At 73.7% G+C, this 23,083-nt stretch carries 18 protein-coding genes; 10 read left to right on the forward strand and 8 right to left on the reverse strand.

The annotated features are described in order from the left end of the window. Positions 1-25: 25 nt before the first annotated feature. Complete coding sequence (gene nrdF, locus ACZCLJ_RS19725; protein ID WP_463104988.1) at positions 26-1,006, forward strand: class 1b ribonucleoside-diphosphate reductase subunit beta; 981 nt, start codon at positions 26-28, stop codon at positions 1,004-1,006. A gap of 136 nt (positions 1,007-1,142) precedes the next feature. On the opposite strand, the gene ACZCLJ_RS19730 is transcribed toward nrdF, so the two are convergent. Then, entirely contained in the window at positions 1,143-1,724 is a 582-nt protein-coding gene (locus ACZCLJ_RS19730) for a phosphoribosyltransferase (RefSeq protein WP_251150251.1), read from the reverse strand. Between the two features lie 195 nt (positions 1,725-1,919). Further along, on the reverse strand, positions 1,920-2,867 hold the full coding sequence (locus tag ACZCLJ_RS19735) for an FKBP-type peptidyl-prolyl cis-trans isomerase (RefSeq protein WP_463104989.1): 948 nt from the start codon (positions 2,865-2,867) through the stop codon (positions 1,920-1,922). Positions 2,868-3,060: 193 nt separating this feature from the next. Here ACZCLJ_RS19735 and ACZCLJ_RS19740 point away from each other — a divergent pair, with 193 nt between their 5' ends. The 3 genes from ACZCLJ_RS19740 (at position 3,061) to ACZCLJ_RS19750 (ending at position 5,211) form a co-directional block, all read left to right on the forward strand. Beyond that, positions 3,061-3,366: a hypothetical protein gene (locus tag ACZCLJ_RS19740; protein WP_251150249.1), complete on the forward strand. Its 306-nt coding sequence runs from the start codon at positions 3,061-3,063 to the stop codon at positions 3,364-3,366. A 60-nt stretch (positions 3,367-3,426) separates the two neighbouring features. Beyond that, entirely contained in the window at positions 3,427-4,305 is an 879-nt protein-coding gene (locus ACZCLJ_RS19745; protein WP_463104990.1) for an alpha/beta hydrolase, read from the forward strand. A gap of 105 nt (positions 4,306-4,410) precedes the next feature. Beyond that, a complete protein-coding gene (locus ACZCLJ_RS19750; RefSeq protein ID WP_463104991.1) occupies positions 4,411-5,211 on the forward strand; it encodes an alpha/beta fold hydrolase in 801 nt (266 codons plus the stop codon). Positions 5,212-5,277: 66 nt separating this feature from the next. On the opposite strand, the gene ACZCLJ_RS19755 is transcribed toward ACZCLJ_RS19750, so the two are convergent. Continuing rightward, positions 5,278-5,709, reverse strand: coding sequence for a hypothetical protein (locus ACZCLJ_RS19755; RefSeq protein ID WP_463104992.1), 432 nt, complete (start codon positions 5,707-5,709; stop codon positions 5,278-5,280). Positions 5,710-5,712: 3 nt separating this feature from the next. Continuing rightward, positions 5,713-7,152, reverse strand: a complete 1,440-nt coding sequence (locus tag ACZCLJ_RS19760) for a hypothetical protein (protein ID WP_463104993.1) — start codon at positions 7,150-7,152, stop codon at positions 5,713-5,715. Between the two features lie 377 nt (positions 7,153-7,529). On the opposite strand from ACZCLJ_RS19760, the gene ACZCLJ_RS19765 reads away from it, so the two are divergent. Genes ACZCLJ_RS19765 through ACZCLJ_RS19775 form a run of 3 tightly spaced genes read left to right on the forward strand, consistent with a single transcriptional unit; the run spans position 7,530 to position 10,718 of the window. Further along, positions 7,530-8,726, forward strand: a complete 1,197-nt coding sequence (locus ACZCLJ_RS19765; protein ID WP_463104994.1) for a hypothetical protein — start codon at positions 7,530-7,532, stop codon at positions 8,724-8,726. After that, a complete protein-coding gene (locus ACZCLJ_RS19770) occupies positions 8,723-9,751 on the forward strand; it encodes a hypothetical protein (RefSeq protein ID WP_463104995.1) in 1,029 nt (342 codons plus the stop codon). The genes ACZCLJ_RS19765 and ACZCLJ_RS19770 overlap by 4 nt, the downstream gene beginning before the upstream one ends. A gap of 19 nt (positions 9,752-9,770) precedes the next feature. Next, positions 9,771-10,718, forward strand: a complete 948-nt coding sequence (locus ACZCLJ_RS19775; RefSeq protein WP_463104996.1) for a tetratricopeptide repeat protein — start codon at positions 9,771-9,773, stop codon at positions 10,716-10,718. Between the two features lie 367 nt (positions 10,719-11,085). Here the strand turns inward: ACZCLJ_RS19775 and glgB are convergent, their stop codons facing one another. Continuing rightward, on the reverse strand, positions 11,086-13,311 hold the full coding sequence (glgB, locus tag ACZCLJ_RS19780; RefSeq protein WP_463104997.1) for a 1,4-alpha-glucan branching protein GlgB: 2,226 nt from the start codon (positions 13,309-13,311) through the stop codon (positions 11,086-11,088). Positions 13,312-13,387: 76 nt separating this feature from the next. Then, positions 13,388-14,830: a maltokinase N-terminal cap-like domain-containing protein gene (locus ACZCLJ_RS19785; RefSeq protein ID WP_463104998.1), complete on the reverse strand. Its 1,443-nt coding sequence runs from the start codon at positions 14,828-14,830 to the stop codon at positions 13,388-13,390. 191 nt (positions 14,831-15,021) lie between these two features. On the opposite strand from ACZCLJ_RS19785, the gene ACZCLJ_RS19790 reads away from it, so the two are divergent. After that, a complete protein-coding gene (locus tag ACZCLJ_RS19790) occupies positions 15,022-15,204 on the forward strand; it encodes a hypothetical protein (RefSeq protein ID WP_251151858.1) in 183 nt (60 codons plus the stop codon). Here ACZCLJ_RS19790 and treS read toward each other — a convergent pair. Beyond that, positions 15,165-16,877 (reverse strand): maltose alpha-D-glucosyltransferase, encoded by a 1,713-nt coding sequence (treS, locus tag ACZCLJ_RS19795; RefSeq protein WP_463106433.1) that lies wholly within the window; start codon positions 16,875-16,877, stop codon positions 15,165-15,167. The genes ACZCLJ_RS19790 and treS overlap by 40 nt on opposite strands. A 107-nt stretch (positions 16,878-16,984) precedes the next feature. Continuing rightward, positions 16,985-19,051: an alpha-1,4-glucan--maltose-1-phosphate maltosyltransferase gene (locus ACZCLJ_RS19800; RefSeq protein WP_463104999.1), complete on the reverse strand. Its 2,067-nt coding sequence runs from the start codon at positions 19,049-19,051 to the stop codon at positions 16,985-16,987. A gap of 149 nt (positions 19,052-19,200) precedes the next feature. Between ACZCLJ_RS19800 and glgP the strand changes: the two genes are divergently transcribed. Next, a complete protein-coding gene (glgP, locus tag ACZCLJ_RS19805; protein WP_463105000.1) occupies positions 19,201-21,867 on the forward strand; it encodes an alpha-glucan family phosphorylase in 2,667 nt (888 codons plus the stop codon). 448 nt (positions 21,868-22,315) lie between these two features. Beyond that, positions 22,316-23,065 carry a type IV toxin-antitoxin system AbiEi family antitoxin domain-containing protein gene (locus ACZCLJ_RS19810; protein WP_463105001.1) on the forward strand — a complete coding sequence of 250 codons (750 nt, stop codon included), beginning with the start codon at positions 22,316-22,318 and terminating at the stop codon, positions 23,063-23,065. The last annotated feature ends 18 nt before the right edge of the window (positions 23,066-23,083 follow it).

Genomic DNA, 23,083 nt, shown 5'->3' on the forward strand with positions numbered 1-23,083 from the left:
GGGTCAGCAGGAGAGAAGAAGGCAGATGTCGCCCACCGGGAAGCTCAAGCTCATCGATCGCGTGAGCGCGATCAACTGGAACCGTCTGGAGGACGAGAAGGACCTCGAGGTGTGGGACCGCCTCGTCGGGAACTTCTGGCTCCCCGAGAAGGTGCCGGTGTCGAACGACATCCAGTCGTGGCACACGCTCACCGCGCAGGAGCAGGAGCTCACGATGCGCGTGTTCACGGGCCTGACGCTGCTCGACACGATCCAGGGCACCGTCGGCGCCGTGTCGCTCATCCCGGACGCGGTCACGCCGCACGAGGAGGCGGTGTACACGAACATCGCCTTCATGGAGTCGGTGCACGCCAAGAGCTACTCGTCGATCTTCTCGACGCTGTGCTCGACGCGCGAGATCGACGACGCGTTCCGCTGGTCGGAGGAGAACCCGAACCTGCAGCGCAAGGCCGAGATCGTCATGGAGTACTACAAGGGCGACTCGCCGCTCAAGCGCAAGGTCGCGAGCACGCTCCTCGAGTCGTTCCTCTTCTACTCGGGCTTCTACCTGCCGATGTACTGGTCGTCGCGCGCCAAGCTGACGAACACGGCCGACCTCATCCGCCTCATCATCCGTGACGAGGCCGTGCACGGGTACTACATCGGCTACAAGTACCAGAAGGGTCTGGAGAAGCTCTCTCCGACCGAGCGCGACGAGCTCAAGGGCTACACGTTCGAGCTCCTCTTCGAGCTCTACGACAACGAGGTGCAGTACACGGAGGACCTCTACGACGGTGTCGGTCTCACCGAGGACGTCAAGAAGTTCCTGCGGTACAACGCCAACAAGGCGCTCATGAACCTCGGGTACGAGGCGCTGTTCCCCAAGGACGAGACCGACGTCAACCCGGCGATCCTCTCGGCCCTGTCGCCGAACGCCGACGAGAACCACGACTTCTTCTCGGGGTCCGGCTCGTCGTACGTCATCGGCAAGGCCGTGAACACCGAGGACGACGACTGGGACTTCTGACCCGTCCTCGCTCCGTAGCGACGACGACGGCCGCCACCCCGCGAGGGGCGGCGGCCGTCGTCGTCGGTGTCTGTCGGTCGCCAGCCGGACCGGTCGGCTGCCAGGATCGGTCGGCTGCCGCGACCGGTCGACGGCCTCAGTCCGCGGGGCGGGGCTGTGCTCCCTCGACCGGCGGGTCCGCCGACCACGGGAACGTGATCCAGAGGTCGGTGTCCTTCCACGAGAAGTCCGGCTGGATGATCGTGCGCGGCTTCGTGTAGAGCACAGCGGACCGGGCCTCCGCGCCGTGGTGCGAGAGCATCTCCATGACCAGGGCGAGAGTGCGGCCCGAGTCTGCGACGTCGTCGACCACGAGGACGTGCGCGCCCGGGAGGTCAGACGTGTCCATGAGCGGCGGCAGCACGCGCGGGTCGGCGAGGGTCTGGCCGATGTCCGTGTAGAACTCGACGTTGAGCGTGCCCACGCCCTTCGTGCCGAGCGCGTACGCGACCGCGCCGCCGGGCAGCAGGCCGCCTCGTGCGACCGCGACGACGACGTCGGGCCGGAACCCGCTCGCCACGACCTGCTCCGCGAGCTCCCGCGCGGCCACGCCGAACGTCTCCCACGTGAGGACCTCCCGCTCGGGCGGCACGCCGGCCACCGGTTGCGTCGAGACGTCGGCGGGCGCAGCGGGCGCAGGATGCTCAGCAGGAGCGAGGGGTGTCGAAGGTTCGGTCATGCGTCGAGCCTACGGCGATCGCTGCATCCCGACGTCGCTCGGGACGTCGGGCACAGGGGGCGGCCCCGTCTCCGCGCGACCGGTCGCCGTCTCGACGCGCCGGTCTCCCCGAGGCCACGGACGACGAGGGCCGCCTCCCGTGATCGGGAGGCGGCCCTGTGCGTCAGCTCGCGTGCGACGCTCGCTCTGCGGCCGTCACTCCGCCGCGAGGATGTCGACGACGAACACCAGCGGCGAGTCCGGCGGGATGGTGTCGCCGCTGCCCTGCTCGCCGTAGCCCAGCTCGGACGGGATGACGAGCAGCACCTGGCTGCCGACCGTCTGGCCCGCGAGACCCTGCGTCCAGCCGGGGATGACGCCCTGCAGGGAGAAGCTCGTGGGCGTGCCACGGTCCCAGGACGAGTCGAAGACCGTGCCGTCGAGCAGCATGCCCGTGTAGTGCGCGGTGACCGTCTGGTCCTCGGTGACGACGGGGCCGTCGCCCTTGATGAGCGTCTGCGCGACGAGCTCGGTCGGGGCCTCGTAGCCCTCGGGGATCTCGATCGTCGGCTTGCCGGTGTCGTCGAGCGTCACGGTGGGCAGGCCCTCGGCCGGCGTCACTGCCTCGCCCTCGGCGCGCGAGGGGATCTCCTTGGCGTCGACGACCTCGATGAGGTTGACGACGGTGCCGCCCGACTGGTCCGGCCCGGCGAAGAGGAGGCGCGCGCCGACCTTCTGGCCGAGGAGCGGCTCCGTGAGGAGGTCGAACTGCGGGTCGCCGAGCGTGAAGGACTGCGGCGCGTCGTCCTCCCACGTGGAGCCGGCGCGCGTCGCGTCCGCCCCGTTGTAGGCGACGTACTGCATCGTCACCTGCATGCCCTCCTCGAGCTCCGCGCCCGTGCCCTCGTCGTGCAGGCTCGTGACCGCGGCGGAGACCTCGAGAGGCGCCTCGAACTCGAGCGTCGGCTCGGCACCGGGGTCGCCCGTGACGGTGATGGCCTCGAGCGCGGCGAGGTCCTCCGGCGACGCCGAGGGCGCGTCGCTCGCCGAGGGGCTCGGCGACGTCTCGGTGTCCGACCCGCCGTCGCCCGAACCGCAGCCGGCGAGGAGGAGGGAGGCGCCGAGGGTGAGCGCGGCGACGCCGCGCAGGGTGCGGTGCTTCACGTGGGGGAGTCCTTCGGTCGAGGGGACGACGCGCGCGCCGTCGGGGTCTGTGCCGCAACCGGACGAGCCACGTCACGACGACGCGGTCGACCCTCGGGTGCAGCACCGGCCCGGACACTGTAGCGGTCCGGTCTGGACGCTCGCTGGGAGCCCGGGTTCGATGACGACCCGGCCGTCGGGGGATCATGGAGGGGTGCCGTCCCGTCGACCGTCCCGCAAGCGACCCTGGAGCGCCGAGCCCGCCCCGCTCGACCTCGACCGCGCCCTCGGGGGAGCGCGCCGCGAGTCCGGGTCCGACGGCGAGTGGTCGGTCCGCACGGTCCGCGGCGCCGACAAGTCGTACCTGTGCCCGGGCTGCAACCAGACGATCCCGCCCGGCACGGGCCACGTCGTCGCGTGGCAGGAGGACTCGTTCTTCGGTGCGCAGACCGCCCTGGAGCACCGCCGGCACTGGCACACGGCGTGCTGGCAGGCCCGCGGGCGCCGTCGTCCCCGCTGACGACCGACCGCACGGCAACCGTCGGCCAGGAACCGGGGCCGAGCAACTACGCTCGAACCGATGAGCACCGCACCCGATCCCGCGCCCGCCCGGCCCGCCGGCACGGACAGCACCGCCGGCACCGCCGACGATCCCACCCCGATCCGTTCGCTGACGGTCCTCCCGGCGCGCAGGGAGGACATCGAGCTCCACACCGCCGACGGGCTGACGCTCGTCGGCGAGCTCGCCCTCCCCGAGGAGCGCGACCCGGCGGCGACCCTGCTCACGCTGCACCCGCTGCCGACCCACGGCGGCTACATGGACTCGCACGTCTACCGCAAGGCGGCGTGGCGACTCCCGGCGCTCGCGGACCTCGCGGTCCTGCGGTTCAACACGCGCGGCACGTCCTCACCCCGGGGCACGAGCGAGGGCGCTTTCGACGGCGGCGAGTCCGAGCGCTTCGACGTCGCCGCCGCGATCGAGTACGCCGAGTTCCACGACCTGCCGCGCCCCTGGCTCGTCGGGTGGTCGTTCGGCACGGAGCTCGCCCTCAAGCACGGCGCGGACCCGGCCGTCGAGGGCGCGATCCTGCTCTCGCCGCCCCTGCACCGCGCCACGGACGAGGACCTCGACCGCTGGGACGCGTTCGGCAAGCCGCTCGTCGTGCTCGTCCCCGAGCTCGACGACTACCTCCGTCCGGACGAGGCGCGCCGCCGCTTCGCGCGCGTACGGCAGGCGGAGGTCATCGGCGTCGAGGACGCGAAGCACCTGTGGGTGGGGGAGTCGTCGGTGCGGCGCGTGCTCGACGAGATCGTCGGGCACGTCCTGCCCGGCCACCCGCTGCCGCTGCCGACGACGTGGTCCGGCTCCGGAGGGGCGTCGCGTGCCGCCGAGCAGGACACGGAGAGCACCGACCAGGCGAGCTACGACGCGAGCCGCAGGGACGGCGTCGCGGACTGATCGGCGCCCGCCACGGCAGGGAGGCCCGGTCCGTGGCAGCGTGGAGGGTGGCGCGCCCGGCATGACGGAGCCGGACGGATGCACCGACGACACGAGGAGGACGACGTGACGACTGCACGGCCCCAGGGACGACTCGAGACGTTCACCCTCCGCGACGGGTCCGGCCTGCCGCTCGTCCTCCTGCACGGCTTCCCGGTCGACCACCGCATGTGGTCCGACGTCGCCGCCGCGCTCCCCGGCGAGCCGACCGTCGTCGCGGTGGACCTGCCCGGTCTCGGGCAGAGCCCGCTCGGGTCGGAGGTGCCGTCGATCGAGGCTGCGGCGGACGCGACGGCCGAGTCCTTGCGCGCGACGGGCGTCTCGCGGGCGGTCGTCGCCGGGCTGTCCATGGGCGGCTACGTCGCCCTCGCGCTCGCCGAGCGGCACCCGGACCTCGTCGCCGGCCTCGGTCTCGTCGACACGAAGTCCACCGCCGACTCCGACGAGGCGCGGGCGAACAGGCTGCGCATCGCCGACCGCGTGACGTCCGAGCAGACCGTCGACGCCGTGCTGGGCATGCCGGGGGTGCTCCTCGGGGAGACGAGCAAGGCGGCGCGCAAGCACCTGACGTCTCGCCTCGAGGAGTGGATCCGGAGCCAGCGGGCCACCGGCGTCGCGTGGTCGCAGCGGGCCATGGCCTCGCGTCCCGACCGGACGCACGTGCTCGAGGGGTTCGGCGGGCCGGTCGCGATCGTCGTCGGCGAGGAGGACCAGGTCACGCCGGTCGCCGAGGCGGAGCACATGGCCTCCGCGGCACCGCACGCGCAGCTCGTCCAGGTCCAGGGCGCCGGGCACATGAGCGCGGTCGAGGACCCTGCTGCAGTCGCGGACGCGCTGGCCGACCTCCTGGCGCGCGCGGTGTCCTGACGTGCGGCGTCGTGACGGGCGGTGTCCTGATTGGCGACCTCTTGACGGGCGGAGGAGACGCCGGGTTCAGGACCCGTCGAGGACCAGCGCGAGCGCGTCGGCGAGGTCGATCGACTCGCCGTCCCGGCCGCCCTTGCCGAGCACGAGCGGCGGGTCAGACGGCGTGAGCGTCGCGCCGCGCACGCGCGCGGCGAGGCTGGCCGGGACCCCGAGCACGTAGAACTCGCCGTCCGTCCCGACGGCCACCGACCGGTTCTTGCGCAGGTACCACCCGAGCACCGGGGTGCGGTACGTCGCGCGGCCGTCGAACGACCGCGCACGCAGCGACTCGGGCTCGAGGCCGCGCTCACGGGCGCGCTCGACGAAGCCGGCGAGGAGGGCGCGGGCTGCCGCCGACTCCTGGGCCCGGCGGCGGTCCAGCTCGCGCTGCTGGTGCTCCGCCGCCTCCGTCCGCTGCCGGCGCCAGGCGTCGGCGTCGGCAGCGGCGGGGTCCGTCATCGGTCAGGCCTTGGCGGGCGCGTCGGTCCCACGGTCGGAGGGTGCCGGGACCTTCGGAGCTCCGCGCCGGGGCGCCTCGACCGTGGCGACGGGCTTCGCCGGCTCCTCGGCGACCTCGGGGACCTCAGGGACCTCGGCCGTCACGAGCTGCGCGGCCCGCGCCTGCTGCGCGGGCGTGCCCGCCGGGACGGCGTCGGTCCGGGGCGCGGTCTTCGAGCCGCCCTCCGTGTCGCTGGCGAGCAGACCGCGGAGCTCGTCGAGGTAGGTGTTGATCGAGTCGTGCTGACGCGTGAGGTCCTCGAGCTGGCGCTGCGCGACGGCGCGCTGCTGCTCGGCCTCCGCCTTCGCGTCGCCCACCGTCTGCTCCGCGAACTCGCGCGCCTCGGCGACCACGCGGTCCGCGTTGCGCCGGGCGTTCTGCATGAGGTCCTTGACGTACGCGTCCGACTCGGCGCGCACCTTCTCGGCCTGCTCGAGGGCGAGAGCCACACGCTTCTCGGCCTCGGACGCGTGCTCCTCCGCGGTCGCGACGAGCTTCTCGGTCTCGGTCTTGGCGGCGAGGTGACGCGCGGCGTTCTCCTGCTCGGCCTCCTCGCGGCGACGGACCACCTCGAGCTCGGCGTCCGCCAGCGCGGTCCGAGCCCGGTCGCGGAGCTCCTCCATCTCGGACGTCACGGCGTTCGCGGCCTCCGACGCCTTGCGCTGGGCCTCGTCGACCTGGCGCTGTGCCTCTCGACGCGCGTTCTCGAGCAGCTCGGACGTCTCGCGGTCCGCCGCCTCGCGCTGTGCCGCGGTCTCGGCCGCGACCCGCGCGCGCAGCTCCGCGGCCTCGCGCTCCGTGCCGACGCGCAGCTCCGTGGTCTCGCGCTCGACGGACGCGCGCAGCGTCCCCAGCTCGCGCTCGAGCGACGCACGCCGCTCGCTCTCCTCCGTGGCGATCGCGCTCTGGATGCGTGCGGCCTCGCGCTCCGCGGAGCCCACGAGCTCTTCGGCGCGGCGCTGCGCCCCGACGAGCGTGCTCTCGACCTCCGAGGCGCTCGTGGTGCGGATCTCCTCCGCCTCGAGCCGCGCGCTGTTGAGCAGCTCCGCGACCTCGTTCTCCGCGCGCGAGCGCACCTGGCCCGCGGACAGCTTGGCCCGCGCCATGATGTCGGCGGCCTGGGCGTTCGCCTGGGAGAGGATGTCCGCGGACTGCTCCTCCGCGGAGCGCATGAGCTGCTCGATCCGCGACCCGAGCCCCGCGTACGACGGGCGGTCCGCCTCGCGCAGCTGGCGCTGCGCGTCCCCGAGCTCGGTCGTCAGCTGCATGATCCGGCCGTCGGACGACTCCAGCCGCGAGCGCGCGTCCTCGAGCGCCTTCTCCAGCCTCGCCAGCTGGGCCTCGACCTGGACGCGGTCGTAGCCGCGCATGGTGATGGGGAAGAGCGTGCGCTCGTCGGACACGTCGATGACCTCCGGTGTGGTGCGTCGTGGACTCCACCGCTGGGCGAGGTGCCCTCCAGCGCTGGTCGGAGGGCGGCGGTCCGCGCCGCGGCCCCACGTGGTACGTCCAGGATACGGGGAGGGCCGCTGTCCTGAATACCCGGAATGGCTCACACCGTGAAGGGTGCGGGGACTCTTCGCGGGGCGGCGCCCGGCCTCCCGCGCGGGGCCCGGACTACCCCTCGCCGGGCTCGTGCCGCGCCGCCGTGACAGCCTGGGGACCGGCTCGCGGCCGTGTCGTGAACGGTTGGTGAGAGATCCACCGCGAGCGCCCGCAGGTCGATCCACGAGGGCGTTCGCACCTATCCTTGAACGTCGGTCGACGAAGGGAACACTCGGTGCTGCAACGAATCATCGCCGCCGTCCTGATCGTGGGAGGGCTCGTCGCGGTGGGTCTCGGCGTCGCGTCCGCCACGGTCTGGCGGGACAGCGACACGGTCGCCGCGACCACGGCGTTCGACGGCGAGGGCACGCTGCTCGTCACCGAACCCGGGGTCCTCGACCTCGTGGACGACGGCGTGACGATCCGCGCGACGGTGCCCGACGAGCAGCAGGTGACCCTGGCGATCGGTCGCGAGGTCGACGTCACCGGCTGGGTCGGCGAGGACCCGCACGGGGCCGTCACCGGTCTCGCGGACTGGGACCGTCTCGCCACGAGCGCCGTCGTCCCGGAGGACCCGGAGTCCGAGGCCCCCGCGGACGGCGAGGCGTCGACCGAGACTCCCGCCGAGGGCGAGGCGGCAGAGACCGAGACGCCCGCGGAGACCGAGGAGCCTGCCGAGGGTGAGACGCCTGCCGAGGGCGAGGCGCCCGCGGACGGTGAGACCTCGGCGGAGGAGGAGCCCGTCGTCGGCGTGGACCCCGCCGGCTCCGACATGTGGGTCGCCGAGGCCACCGGGACCGGCGCGGTGACCCTGCGCTGGGACGACCAGCCGGGGCGCTGGCAGCTCCTCGCCGCCGGCGTGGGAGAGGGCGCGGTCGCGCCGACGATCGAGCTCTCCTGGCCGCGCGAGGTCGAGACGCCCTTCCTGTGGCCCGGCGTGATCGGCGGGATCGTCCTGATCCTGCTCGGCCTGGGGATCGGCGCCGCCGGGATGCGCCCGCAGCGCAAGACCGCCGGCAACCGGTCGGCGACCGCGGCGGCACCGGGCGCAGGGGCGGCCGGCGGCACCGCGACGTCGGGCCAGGGGTCGGACGACGCGCCCGGCGAGGCGCCGACCGACACCGCGCAGGTCCGGATGCTCACGCGTCGCGAGCTGCGCGAGCGCGAGGAGGCGGACCGGCTCGCCGAGCAGCAGGCCAAGGCGCAGAAGCCCCGGCGCGCCTGGCTGACCGGACAGATCCCCGTGGTGCCGCGCGACCGCCGCCCCAAGACCGCGGCCCAGCCCGTCGTGGACCCGGGTGCCGCCCACCCGACGGAGCAGGACAGCGCGGTGACCCGCGCGGACGCGTGGCGGCGGACCTGGGGCTTCAGCGCCGCCCCGGCGCCCGAGGCCACGCGCGACGAGGACGAGACGAAGGACGCCACACGATGAGGACGCCGCACCGCACCACCGCCCGCCCCCGCCGTGCCCGCCTCGCGGCGGTCGCGGCGGCCGCCGGCATGGTCCTGCTCGCGGGCTGTGCCGCACCGGTCCCCACGCCGCAGCCCGAGGAGACCCCCGCGACCCCGCCGCCCGTCCTCGACGAGACCCAGCAGGACGACGTCCTCGCCGCGGTCGGGACGACGCTGGAGGAGGCCGGGGCGGCCACCGACCCGGAGCTGCTCGAGGGCCGCGTCACCGGGCCGGCGCTCGCCATCCGCACGAGCCAGCTCGACGTCGCCAAGGCGCGTGGCAACGCGGACCTGGTCACCGAGCTCCCGACCGACGTGCAGCAGGTGGTCATCCCCACGACGCAGACGTGGCCCCGCACGTCGTACGGCGTGAGCGTGCAGCCGGAGAGCCTCCAGCCGCCGCGCCTCAGCGTCTACGAGCAGGACGGGGCGCGCGACCAGTACGAGCTGTGGGGATGGGTGCGGCTCTTCCCGAGCACGACCCTGCCGAGCTTCGCGGCACCGACCATCGGGAGCGAGGCCGTCGCGCCCGACGACGACTCGCTCCTCGTCACGCCGACCGATGCCGTCGCGCAGTACGCCGACGTGCTCAACGTAGGGTCGTCGTCGAGCTTCGCCGCGTCGTTCCCGGACGACTCGTTCCGCGCGCAGCTCGCGGAGCGGGCCAAGGTGTGGAACGACGCGCTCGCCCCGGCGGCCGGGAAGTACACCCTGACCTTCACGCCCGACCCGGACCAGCCCGTACGGTCGGTGCGCACGGCGGACGGCGGCGCGCTCGTCGTCGGCACGATGACCTCCGCCGAGTCCATGACGGCCGAGGACGGGGCGCAGGTCCCGCCCGACACGGAGTCCGTGAAGGCGCTCTTCGGCTCGGCGGGGACGACCAACGTCCTCAAGGTCGGCTACCGCGACGTCGTGGCGATCTACGTGCCGCCGGCGGACTCGGAGGAGCAGATGCAGGTGCTCGGGACGGAGCACGTCGCGACGTCGGCGGCCAACGCCTGACGCTCCGTAGGATGCATCCATGAGCGAACCCACCCAGCCCACCTTCGACGTGCGCGGCGCGGTCGACCTGTCCGCGCTCACCCGCCCGCAGGCCCCTCCGCCGGGTGCGGAGGGCGGTGCGCCGGCCGCGGGAGGCTACGTCGTCGACGTCACCGACGAGACGTTCCCGCAGCTCGTCCAGGACTCCGCGCAGTACCCGGTCGTCGTCCTGCTCTGGATCCCGACCGACCAGGCGAACGCCCAGATCGGCACGGACCTCGGCGCGCTCGCCGACGAGTACGCGGGCCGTTTCCTGCTCGCGCGCGTCGACGCCCAGGCGTACCCGCAGGTCGCCGCCGCGTTCCAGGTCCAGGGCGTCCCGACCGTCGTGGCCGTGCTGCAGGGCCAGCCGCTGCCGTTGTTCCAGGGCGCCGCGCCCGTCGAGCAGATCCGCGAGGTGCTCGACCAGGTCCTCCAGGCCGCCGAGGCCAACGGCGTCACGGGTCGCGTCCCGTCCCCGGACGGCGCGCCCGCCGACGACGCCGCGGAGCCGGTCGCGGAGCCCGAGCCGGAGCTGCCGCCGCTGCACCAGGAGGCGTACGACGCGATCGAGCGCGACGACCTCGACACCGCGGTCGCAGCCTACGAGAAGGCCATCAAGCAGGACCCGAAGGACGCCCTCGCCGTCGCCGGGCTCGCGCAGGTCCACCTCCTGCGGCGCACGCGCGACGCGGACCTGGGCGCCGTGCGCTCGGCCGCGGCCGACGCGCCGTCGGACGTCGACGTCCAGCTCGCCGTCGCCGACCTGGACCTCCTCGGCGGCAAGGTCGACGACGCGCTGGGTCGTCTCCTCGACCTCCTGCCGGGTGCCGACGCCGACGCGAAGGAGAAGATCCGCGTCCGCCTCCTCGACTACTTCGAGGTCGTCGGCCCCGCCGACCCGCGCGTCGGCAAGGCGCGCCAGCGCCTCGCGATCAGCCTGTACTGACACTCAGCAGCCCGACGGCGGCCCGGTCACCTCCTCAGGTGACCGGGCCGCTGTCGTCCACGGACCACGGCGCGACCGCCCGCACCCACGGTGCTGCCTCGCGCTACCGGCGTACTACCTCGCGCAACCACGGTGCTACGTCGCGCGACCGCGGTGCTACCTCGCCGGACCACGGTCCTCCCTCGCGGAACCACGGACCGAGGTGACGCGGCACAGGTGGGTGGGGTGGGGGCGCCGGGTCGTGGTGGGTCTGGCGGGAGCCGCGAGGGACGAGCGGCGGATGGTAGACCCGGCGCCCCCACCCCACCCACCGCCCAGGGCGAGCATCAGAAGCGCCCACCACCCAGGGCGACCGACCGACGGGGACCTACGCCGGCACGAGGTACAGCGCCCCGAGCGGCGGCACGCGCAGCGTCACGGAGTGCGCGCGGCCCTTCCACGGCACGGCCTCCGCCTCCACGACGCCGAGATTCCCCACGCCCGAGCCGCCGTACACCTCGGCGTCGGTGTTGAGCACCTCGCGCCACGCCCCGCCGGACGGGAGGGCGACCCGGTAGCCCTCGTGCGGCGTCCCGGCGAAGTTCACGACGACGGCCACCTGGCCGCCGTCGCGCCCGCGCCGCACGTACGCGAGCACGTTGTGCCCGGCGTCGTCCGCGTCGAGCCACTCGAACCCCGACGGGTCGTGGTCGAGCTCCCACAGCGCGGGCGTCGCGCGGTAGAGGGCGTTGAGGTCGCGCACGGCACGCTGGACCCCGGCCCGGCCCGGGTCGGCGGCGAGGCCGTCCCAGTCGAGCGAGCGTCCCTCGTTCCACTCGGTGTGCTGGCCGATCTCGCTGCCCATGAAGAGGAGCTGCTTGCCGGGGTGGGACCACTGGTAGGCGAGGAACGCGCGCACGCCGGCGCGCTTCTGCCAGTCGTCGCCGGGCATCTTGCCGTAGAGCGAGCCCTTGCCGTGCACCACCTCGTCGTGGCTGATCGGCAGGACGAACTGCTCGGAGTACGCGTAGACCATGGAGAACGTGATCTCGTGGTGGTGGTAGCGCCGGTTGATCGGCTCCTCGGCGATGTAGCGCAGGGAGTCGTTCATCCAGCCCATGTTCCACTTGAGCCCGAACCCGAGGCCCCCCGACGACGTGGGTCGCGTGACGCCGGGCCACGCGGTGGACTCCTCGGCGATCATCATGACGCCGGGCGTGCGCCGGTAGGCGGTCGCGTTGGTCTCCTGGAGGAACGCGATCGCCTCGAGGTTCTCGCGGCCGCCGTGCACGTTGGGGTGCCACTGCCCGGGGCCGCGCGAGTAGTCGAGGTAGAGCATCGAGGCGACGGCGTCGACGCGCAGCGCGTCGACGTGGAACTCCTCGAACCAGTAGGTCGCGTTGGCGACGAGGAAGTTGCGCACCTCGTTGCGCCCGAAGTCGAAGACGAACGTGCCCCAGTCGGGCTGCTCGCCGCGCAGGGGGTCGGCGTGCTCGTACAGCGGCGTGCCGTCGAAGCGGGCGAGGGCCCACTCGTCGCGCGGGAAGTGGGCGGGGACCCAGTCGACGATCACGCCGACGCCCGCGGCGTGCAGCCGGTCGACGAGGTACCGGAAGTCGTCGGGGTGCCCGAAGCGGGACGTGGGCGCGTAGTAGCCGGTGACCTGGTAGCCCCACGAGCCGCCGAACGGGTGCTCGGCGACGGGCAGGAGCTCGACGTGGGTGAAGCCCTGCTCGACGACGTAGCCGGTGAGCTGGTCCGCGAGGTCCCGGTACGACAGCCCTTGCCGCCACGAGCCGAGGTGGACCTCGTAGACGCTGAGGGGCCCGGCGTGCGGGTCGCGGGAGGCACGCTCGGCGAGCCACGCGTCGTCGGACCACGCGAAGGAGGACTCGACGACGACGCTCGCGGTGGCGGGAGGGACCTCGGCGCTCTTCGCGAGGGGGTCGGCCTTCTGCCGCCACGAGCCGTCGGGGCCGAGGATCTCGTACTTGTAGCGGGCGCCGCCGACCACGCCGGGGACGAACAGCTCCCAGACGCCGGTCGACCCGAGGGAGCGCATCGGGTGCGTGCCGCCCCAGCCGTTGAAGTCCCCGATCACGCGCACCGCGCGGGCGTTCGGCGCCCAGACGGCGAACGCGGTGCCGGTCGACGCGCCGAGGACGCTGGGGAACGACCGCACGTTCGCGCCGAGCGCCGTCCAGAGCTGTTCGTGACGGCCCTCGCGGATCAGGTGCTGGTCCACCTCGCCGACGGTCGGGAGGAAGCGGTACGGGTCGTCCCCGGTCGCGGTCGCGTCGCCGTAGCGTGCGCGGACCCGGTAGTCCGGTGCGTGGCGCGCACCGTCGTCGCCCACGGGAACCGGCACGACGGCGGCCCACACCCCGTCCTGCTCGTGCACGGCCGGGTGCTCGCCCTCGAGCGTCACGACGACGACCTCGTCCGCGAGGGGGCGCAGCACGCGCACGACGGCGCGGGCGTCGTCGGCGTCGGGCGCGAGGTGGGGGCCGAGCACCGCGTGCGGGTCGAACGTCCGTCCGGACGCGGTCGCGGCGAGCGCCTCCGGCGGTGCGACGACGGGAGGCGGGGTGGGCGATGTGGCAGGGCCGGTCATGACCCAACCTTTCCACGTCCCCGTTTCCCCCACATGACGGGCTCGCCGGGCGGGCCTCCCGACGTCGTGCCCGGCGTCAGCCGTCCCCGGCGACCAGGCGGTCGACGGCGGCCAGCGGGATGGGTTCCCAGTCGGGCCGGTTGCGCGACTCGTACACGACCTCGTAGAGCGCCTTGTCGAGCGTGAGCGCCCGCACGAGCGCCTCGGACGTGTCGTGGTCCACCCCTGCGGTGTCGGCCCGCGCGTACGCGTCGAGGAACGCGCTGCGTGCCTGCACGGCCCAGCCGGGGTTCGTCGCCCGCCCCACCGCCGCGGCGTAGTCGAACGAGCGGACGATGCCGGCGACGTCGCGCAGCGCGAGGTCGGGTCGCGTGCGCTCCGCGACGGGGCGCAGCGGCTCGCCCTCGAAGTCGAGCACCTTCCAGCCGAAGCGGCGCGCGTGGAGCACCTGACCGAGGTGCAGGTCGCCGTGGACCGTCTGGAGCCGGGGGAGGGCGTCGGGGACGCGCGTGACGCCCTCGAGGCGCGCGGCCGTCCGGTCCCAGAACGCTGCGACGGCCTCGGCACGGCGGGCGAGGGCGCGCGACGACGCGACGGCCTCGTCGGACCGTCGGCGCAGGTCGGCGACGAGCCACCGGGCGTCCACCGGAGACCCGGTGCCGAACGCCTCGCGCAGCGCCGCGTGCAGGTCGGCGAGGACGCGGCCGAGGTCGACCGCGAGGTCGGCGAACGACGCGTCCTGGCCCGCGTAGGCGCACGCGAGGTCGAAGCCGTCGCGCGCGCCGTCGACGAACTCGCTGAGGATCGCGAGGTGCGCCGAGCGCTCGGGCGCCGACCCGGGGCCGCCGTCCGCCTCCGGGTCGGGGCCCGGCAGCGCCCGCTCCGGACGTGCTGCGGCGTCGTCCTCCGGACCCCAGGTCACCTCGAGCCACGCGAGCGGGCGGGGCACGCCCGCCCACCCCTGCGCGGCGAGCGCGCGCGGGATCGTCAGGTCGGGGTTCGGCCCGATCGCGATGGCGCGCAGGACCTTGAGCATCGTGCCGCCCGCCGTCCCCGGCAGGAGCACCGAGCTGTTCGACTGCTCGACCGCGAGGGCGCGGCCGCCCTCGAGGTCCACGGCGGCGGGCGCGGCGTCGTCCCACGCGGACGCTGCGAGGAGGGCCGCCCAGCCCGCGGGGTGTGCGGCGCCGTCGTGCACGACCCAGGTGACCCCGTCCTCGACGACCTCGCCGATGCGGGACGGGCCGACGGTCGACGCCGCGTCGTCGGGCTCGAGGACCACGGGGACCTGGACCACGAGGTCCACGCCGTCGCCCACGAGCCGGAGCAGGTGGAGCACGACGCGCGGTGTGGCTCCGGTGGGACCAGGCGCCCCGTCGGGCTCGTCGAGGGTGAACGAGATCCACGGGACGTGTCGCACCTCGACGCCCTTGACCGGGTACCAGCGCCGCCCGGGGAGCCAGTCGTCGAGGAGCGCGAGGAGCGCCGGGGAGGGGAGGTCGGTCCGTCGTGGGGCCACGCGTCTCCTTCGGTCGGTCGGGTCGCCTCCCATGGCACCACGGGTCCGCGCGGCGCGCCGCCCCGGGGCCGTGACCCGCGCCCGCCGGGGCGGCGCGAGGAGGAGGGGCGGGTGCCCGTGTCGGTGGCTCGTGGGACGGTTCGCAGGTGGCGACGGGCGCCGCGAAGGAGCACCGACCGAAGGACAGGGCCATGGACTGCGAGCACCACGACGTACGGCTGACGAGCGAGTCGGTGCCCCTGCGGCACGTCGTCTCGATCGTGAACTGGTTCACGTGCGAGGCGTGCGGCGAGCGGGCCGCCGTGGTCGAGAAGGCGGCGATGTTCGAGCTCGGTCAGTCGTCCTCGTCCCGCTGGCCCACGACGAGCCAGTAGAAGTCGCGCGAGCCCCAGGTCATGGCGACCCCGCCGTCCTCGCCGACGTCGGGGAAGCGGGCGCCGCCGAACACGTCGGTCAGCGTCGCCCCCGCATGGTCGGGCAGCCGCACGGTCGCGGAGCGCGCCGTCGCCGACAGGTTCGCCACGCACAGCAGGGTCTCCTGGGGCGAGCGGCGCAGGAACGCGAGGATCGACTCGTTGTCGCACTCGAGCGCGACGAAGTCTCCCGTGCCGAAGGCGGGGTGACGACGACGGACCTTGAGCATGCCGTGCACCCAGTGCAGCAGGGACGTCGACTGCTCGAGCTGCGCCTCGACGTTGGTGTACCCGTAGTGGTGCACGAGCGACTGGACGAGCGGGAGGTACAGCTTGCCGGGGTCGGCCGTCGAGAAGCCGGCGTTGCGGTCGGGCGTCCACTGCATGGGCGTGCGGACGGCGTCGCGGTCGGGGAGCCAGATGTTGTCGCCCATGCCGATCTCGTCGCCGTAGTACAGGCACGGGCTGCCCGGCAGCGAGAGGAGCAGCGCGTGGGCGAGCTCGACCTCCTTGCGCGAGTTGTCGAGCAGCGTCGCGAGCCGGCGCCGGATCCCGACGTTCGCGCGCATGCGCGGGTCCTGCGCGTACCAGCCGTACATCGACGCGCGCTCCTCGGTGGAGACCATCTCCAGCGTGAGCTCGTCGTGGTTGCGCAGGAACGTGCTCCACTGGGCGCCGGGCGGGATGTCGGGCGTGTCCGCGAGGATCTCGAGGACCTGGTTCGCCCGCTGGTCCCGGATCGCGTAGAAGATGCGCGGCATCACCGGGAAGTGGAAGCACATGTGGCACTCCGGCTCCTCCTCGGTGCCGAAGTAGTCCACGACCTCGCGCGGCCACTGGTTCGCCTCGGCGAGGAGGATGCGGCCGGGGAACTCGGTGTCGACCATCTTCCGCACCCGGCGCAGGAAGTCGTGCGTACGGGGGAGGTTCTCGCAGTTCGTGCCCTCCTCCTCGTAGAGGTACGGCACCGCGTCGAGCCGGAACCCGTCGACGCCCATCTGCAGCCAGAAGCGCGCGACGTCGAGCATCGAGTCGGCGACGCGCGGGTTCTCGAAGTTGAGGTCCGGCTGGTGGGAGAAGAACCGGTGCCAGAAGAACTGGCGGCGCACGGGGTCGAACGTCCAGTTCGACGTCTCGGTGTCCACGAAGATGATGCGCGCGTCGGGGTAGCGCGAGTCGTCGTCGCTCCACACGTAGAAGTCCCCGTACGGGCCCTCGGGGTCGGCGCGCGACGCCTGGAACCACGGGTGCTGGTCGCTCGTGTGGTTCATGACGAGGTCGATGACGACGCGGATGCCGCGCGCGTGCGCCTCACGGACCAGCTCGGCGAAGTCGGACGTCGACCCGTACTGCGGCGCGATGGCGGTGTAGTCCGACACGTCGTACCCGCCGTCGCGCAGCGGCGACGGGAAGAACGGCGGCAGCCAGAGCGCGTCGATGCCGAGCCACTGCAGGTAGTCCAGGCGGTCGACGAGGCCGCGCAGGTCGCCCGTGCCCGAGCCGTCCGAGTCGGAGAACGCGCGCACGATGACCTCGTAGAACACGGCCGTGCGGTACCAGTCCGGGTCGTCGGAGAGGCCGGGACGGGTCTCGGTCGTCGCCACCGGCTGACGGCGCGGCGGCAGCGCCGCCATCGGGACCGGTGCGGTGATCGGCGGCACGGGTGCCGGGCCCGCGGCGACCCCGCGGGCCGTCGCGGGCATGCCCGCGACCCAGGACGTGCCGTCTCCTGCGCGCGGCGTCATGACGGCACGACGTGCACGACGTGCGCGACCTGGCGCAGGGGCTCGAGCCGCACGTACACGTTCTCACCCCAGCCGTAGCTCTCGCCCGACAGCTCGTCGTGCGCGACGAACGACGGCGCCCACGGATCGTGACCCTCCGCGGGCGCGGGCAGGCCGAGCGTGACGGGGTCGAGGTGGACGTCGGACTCCTGCGGCGAGTGCGGGTCGAGGTTCACCACGACGACCACCGTGTCCGCCTCGCCCGTCGGGGAGTGCTCGGCGGGCAGGTGCCGCGAGAACGCGAGCACCTGGTCGTTCGTCGTCGGGTGGACCGTGAGGTTGCGGAGCTGGCGCAGCGCCGGGTGGTCGCGACGGATCTCGTTGAGCCGGGTGAGCAGGGTCGAGATGCCGATCTCCTCGGCCGCCGCCCAGTCGCGCGGCTTGTACTCGTACTTCTCGTTGTCGATCTGCTCCTCGACGCCCGGTCGCGGGACGTTCTCGACGAGCTCGTAGCCGGAGTAGACGCCCCACGTCGGCGCGCCGAGCGCCGCGAGCACCGCGCGGACCGCGAACCCGGCCACCCCGCCGTGCTGGAGGTACGGCGGCAGGATGTCGTGCGTCGTCGGCCAGAACGACGGGCGCATGTACGCGCCCGCGGGCCCCGACACCTCCTCGAGGTACTCCGCGAGCTCGGTGCGCGTGTTGCGCCAGGTGAAGTACGTGTACGACTGGTGGAAGCCGATGCGCGCGAGCGTGTGCATCATCGCGGGCTTGGTGAAGGCCTCCGACAGGAAGATCACCTCGGGGTTCGTGCGCCGCACCTCGGCGAGCAGCCACTCCCAGAAGTCGAGCGGCTTGGTGTGCGGGTTGTCGACGCGGAACGCCGTGACGCCCCGCGCGATCCACACGCGCACGACGCGCAGCACCTCGGCGTAGATGCCTTCGGGGTCGTTGTCGAAGTTCAGCGGGTAGATGTCCTGGTACTTCTTCGGCGGGTTCTCCGCGTACGCGATCGAGCCGTCGACGCGCGTCGTGAACCACTCAGGGTGCTCGGTGACCCAGGGATGGTCGGGCGAGCACTGCAGCGCGAGGTCGATCGCGACCTCGAGCCCGTTGCGCCGGGCCTCCTTGACGAAGGCCTTGAACGTGCGCTCGCTGCCCAGCTCGGGATGGATCGCGTCGTGGCCGCCGTCCTTCGAGCCGATCGCGTACGGGCTGCCCGGGTCGCCCGGGAGCGCCGTGAGGGAGTTGTTGCGGCCCTTGCGGTGCGTGGTGCCGATCGGGTGGACCGGCGTGAGGTAGACGACGTCGAAGCCCATCGCCGCGATCGCCGGCAGGCGCCGGGCAGCGCTCGTGAACGTGCCCGAGCGCCAGCGCCCGTCCTTGAGCCGGCGCGCCCCCTCGGAGCGCGGGAACATCTCGTACCACGCGCCCGCGAGCGCCAGCGGGCGCTCCACGCGCAGGGCGTACGTGGCCGACGCCGTCACGTGGTCGCGCAGCGGGGCGCGGTCCAGCGCCTCGCGCACCTCGGGGGCCGTCGCCGCGGCGAGGCGGGCGAGGGCGGGGCGGCCCGCGTCGGCGAGAGCGGCCGCGGCGTCGGCGAGCGTGCGGGCGTCGTCGGGGTCGCGGACGCCGTCGGCCAGGACGCGCTCGAAGAGCCGCACGCCCTCGGCGAGCATGAGGTCGACGTCGACCCCCGCCTCGATCTTGATCGTCGCGTCGTGCGCCCAGGTCCCGTAGGGGTCGCTCCACGCCTCGACGCGCAGGGACCACGGTCCCTCCACGTCCGGGTGCAGCGTGGCGCGGAACCGGTCGAGGCCGGGCGCGACGTCGACCATGCGCGCGGTGCGCTCGGTCCCGTCGGGAGCGACGAGGACCGCGGTCGCCGCGACGGCGTCGTGCCCCTCGCGGAACACGGTGGCCTCGATCGGGACCATCTCGCCCACGACGGCCTTGGCGGGCCACCGGCCGCCCTCGACGACGGGCGAGACCTCGAGCACGGGGATGCGGCCGATCGGCGTCGCGGGGGCAGGAGAGGGGACGGGCGAGCGGAGGGGGGCGCTGGCCGGCGGGGTCGACGTCACACGGACAACGTAGCGAGGCCTGCGGGGGCCCGGCACCTGGGGAGCACTCTCGGCGCGCCGGGACGGGTGGCCGAGATTTCATGCAAGCGTTACGCCGAGGTGACACGGACGGGGTGTGCCGGGTCGTCGGGCTGCGTAGTCTCGTCCCCGTGAGAGCGATCCGACGGTTCACCGTCCGCACCCTGCTGCCCGCCGCGCTGCGCGACCTCGACGAGCTGGCCCACAACCTGCGCTGGTCGTGGCACGCGCCGACGCACGACCTGTTCGCCGGGATCGACCCCGAGTGCTGGTCGACCGTGCACGGGGACCCCGTCGCGCTGCTGGGCGTGCTCGGCCCCGAGCGGCTCGCCGAGCTCGCCGGCGACGCGGCCTTCGTCGAGCGCGTGCGCGCCGCCGCCGACGACCTGCGCCACTACCTGCAGGACGACCTGTGGTACCAGCAGCAGGCGGCCTCCCGCGCGGTCGGTGGCGTGGACACCGGCGACGCGGCGGCAGGGGGTGCGGACGCGCTGCCCGCGGCGATCGCCTACTTCTCGCCCGAGTTCGGCATCACGTCGGTGCTCCCGCAGTACTCGGGAGGCCTCGGCATCCTCGCGGGCGACCACCTCAAGAGCGCGAGCGACCTCGGCGTGCCGATCGTCGGCGTCGGGCTCCTGTACGGCGCCGGGTACTTCAAGCAGTCGCTCACGCGCGACGGCTGGCAGGTCGAGACCTACCCGCTGCTCGACCCGGACGGCTTGCCGCTCACGCTCCTGCGCGAGGACGACGGGACGCCGGCCCGCGTGTCGCTCGCGCTGCCGGGCGGGCGCGCGCTCCACGCCCACGTGTGGGTCGCGGCCGTCGGTCGCGTGCCGCTGCTGCTCCTCGACTCCAACGTGCCGGGCAACGACGAGGCGGCGCGCAAGGTGACCGACCGCCTGTACGGCGGCGGCGGCGAGCACCGCCTCCAGCAGGAGCTGCTCCTCGGGGTGGGCGGTGTCCGCGCGCTGCGGCTGTGGTCGCGGCTCACCGGCGCCCCGACGCCGGAGGTCTACCACACCAACGAGGGCCACGCGGGCTTCCTCGGCGTCGAGCGGATCCTCGAGCTCGTCGAGCAGGGCCTGACGTTCGAGGAGGCGCTCGAGGCCGTGCGCGCCGCGACGGTGTTCACGACGCACACCCCCGTCCCGGCAGGCATCGACCGCTTCGGGCGGGACCTCGTCACGCAGTACTTCGGCGGGGACATGGCCGTCGACGGCCTGCCCGTCGACCGGATCCTCGCGCTGGGCGCCGAGGACTACGACGGCGGCGACCCCACGGTGTTCAACATGGCCGTCATGGGACTGCGGCTCGGCGGCCGGGCCAACGGCGTCTCGCTCCTGCACGGGCAGGTGTCGCGCGGGATGTTCGAGGGCCTGTGGCCGGGCTTCGACGCGCGCGAGGTGCCCATCACCTCCGTGACCAACGGCGTCCACTCGCCGACCTGGGTCGACCCGGCGCTCGCGGCCCTGGAGGCCGAGCGGCTCGGGCTCGACGAGCTCACGGCCGACGACGCGTCGTCGGGCTGGCTGCGGACCGGTCGCGAGGGTGTGGGCGACGGACCTGCCGGCGACGGCCCCGCCGTGAGCGACGCGGAGCTGTGGGCGATCCGGCGCGAGATGCGCGGACGCCTCGTCGACGAGGCGCGTCGCCGGGTGCGCAAGTCCTGGCGCGAGCGCGGCGCGAGCCCGGCCGAGCTCGGCTGGATCGACGACGTGCTCTCGCCCGACGTGCTGACCATCGGCTTCGCGCGCCGCGTGCCCACGTACAAGCGGCTCACCCTCATGCTGCGCGACCCCGCGCGGCTCAAGGCGCTCCTGCTGCACCCGGAGCGCCCGGTGCAGCTCGTCGTCGCGGGCAAGTCGCACCCCGCGGACGACCAGGGCAAGCGGCTCATCCAGCAGCTCGTCCGGTTCACGGACGACCCCGAGGTGCGCCACCGCATCGTCTTCCTGCCGAACTACGACATCGCCATGGCGCAGTCGCTCTACCCGGGCTGCGACGTGTGGCTCAACAACCCGTTGCGCCCCCTCGAGGCGTCGGGCACGTCGGGCATGAAGTCGGCCCTCAACGGCGGCCTCAACCTGTCGATCCTCGACGGGTGGTGGGACGAGTGGTTCGACGGCGAGAACGGCTGGGCCATCCCGACCGCCGACGGCGTCGACGACCCGGACCGCCGCGACGACCTCGAGGCGGCGGCGCTCTACGACCTCGTCGAGCAGCAGGTCGCGACGCGGTTCTACGACCGCTCCGCCGACGGGGTGCCCGAGCGGTGGCTCGAGATGGTGCGGCACACGCTCGCGACGCTCGGGCCGAAGGTGCAGGCCACGCGCATGGTCGGCGAGTACGTGACCAGGCTCTACGCCCCCGCCGCCGTCGCGGGCCGGGCGCTCGCCGCCGACGGCCTCGAGCGCGCGCGCGAGCTCGCGCACTGGAAGCGGTCGGTGCGCGACGGCTGGTCGCGCGTGCGCGTCGACCACGTCGACTCGAGCGGCATCAGCGAGGTGCCGCAGGTCGGCGACAGGCTCACCGTGCGCGCGTACGTCTCGCTCGGGGACCTGCGCCCGGAGGACGTCGAGGTGCAGGTCGTGCACGGACGCGTCACCGAAGCCGACGTCATCGAGGAGTTCACCGCGGAGCCGCTGGCGCTCGCGGAGACGTACGAGGCGGGCCGCCACGCCTTCGCGGGCGAGGTCGTGCTCGAGTCGTCGGGCCCGTTCGGCTACACGGTGCGCGTCGTGCCGAAGCACACCGGCCTGCCGAGCGTCGCCGAGCTCGGCCTGGTCGCCAACGCCTGACACCGAGGCGTGATCGCGAGATAGAAGCCGCGGTCGTGAGGTAGAACCCGCCGCGTTCTACCTCACGACCGCGGGCTCTACGTCGCGGGCAGCGCGCCAGGGCGAGGTGACGGCGACGGGTCGTCCGCTCGTCCACAGGCCCGCCGCTCGGTCTGGCGACGGCGGTCCGGCTCGGCCACGCTGTGCCGCATGGACACGGACGGGCACGATGTCGAGGCGGCGCGGCGGGCGGCGGGTCGACTGCCGAGAGGAACACGTCGTCCGCCGGGACGTGCCGACGACGCGTGGAACGCGCCCCTGCCATCCGTGGTGCGCTTCTCCGCGGAGCGGCGCGCGGAGATCGCCGGTGACCTCCGTCGCGGCACGCTCGTGCGGGCGCGCCGGGGGATCTACGTGACCAGCCCCCTCTTCTCGGACGCCTCCGGCGCAGCGCAGGAGGGAGTCGGTCGTGGTGCAGGCCGTCGCGCTCGCCGAGCGGCTGACGACGGACTTCTGGTTCAGCCACTCGACGGCAGCCGTCCTGCACGGGCTCTGGACGTGGCGCCTCGCCGAGGAGGTCCACGTGACGCAGCTCGGGAACCCCTCCGTGCGGCGCCGTGCAGATCCAGGTGTCCGGCGGCACTGGACGCCACTCCCCGTGACGGACCGAGGTGAGGTCGACGGGTTGCCGGTCACGTCGCTCGAGCGGACCATCGTCGACTGCGCACGCCACCTCGCGCCCACGGCCGGGATCGTCGTCGCGGACTCCGGCCTCCGTGCCGGCGCGGACATCGGGCGGGTCGCGGCGGTGCTCGAGGCTGCCGCCGGTGGGCGAGGCGTGCGGCGAGCACGGCGGGTGCTGGCCGAGGCCGACGGCCGGTCGGAGTCCCCGGGTGAGAGCGCGGTCCGGTGGATCGCGGTCGACGGAGGACTCTCGCGTCCGGAGCCGAACCACGTGGTGTCGACCTGGCGTGGCGAGTACCGGCTCGACCTCGCCTGGACGGAGCAGCGGGTCGCCGTCGAGTTCGACGGCGCGGTCAAGTACTCCGGCGGCGAGTTCGGCGACCCGCAAGGACGGCTGCTTGCGGAGAAGGCACGTCACGACGCGCTCGTGGAGGCGGGGTGGTTCGTCCTGCGGGTCACCTGGGGCGACCTCGCGGACCCGGATCTGCTCGTCCGCAGAATCCGGTCGGCGCTCGTTCGACGCGCCGCGAGATAGAGCGCGCGGTCGCGAGAA

Source organism: Cellulosimicrobium sp. So1_17 (assembly GCF_055181235.1).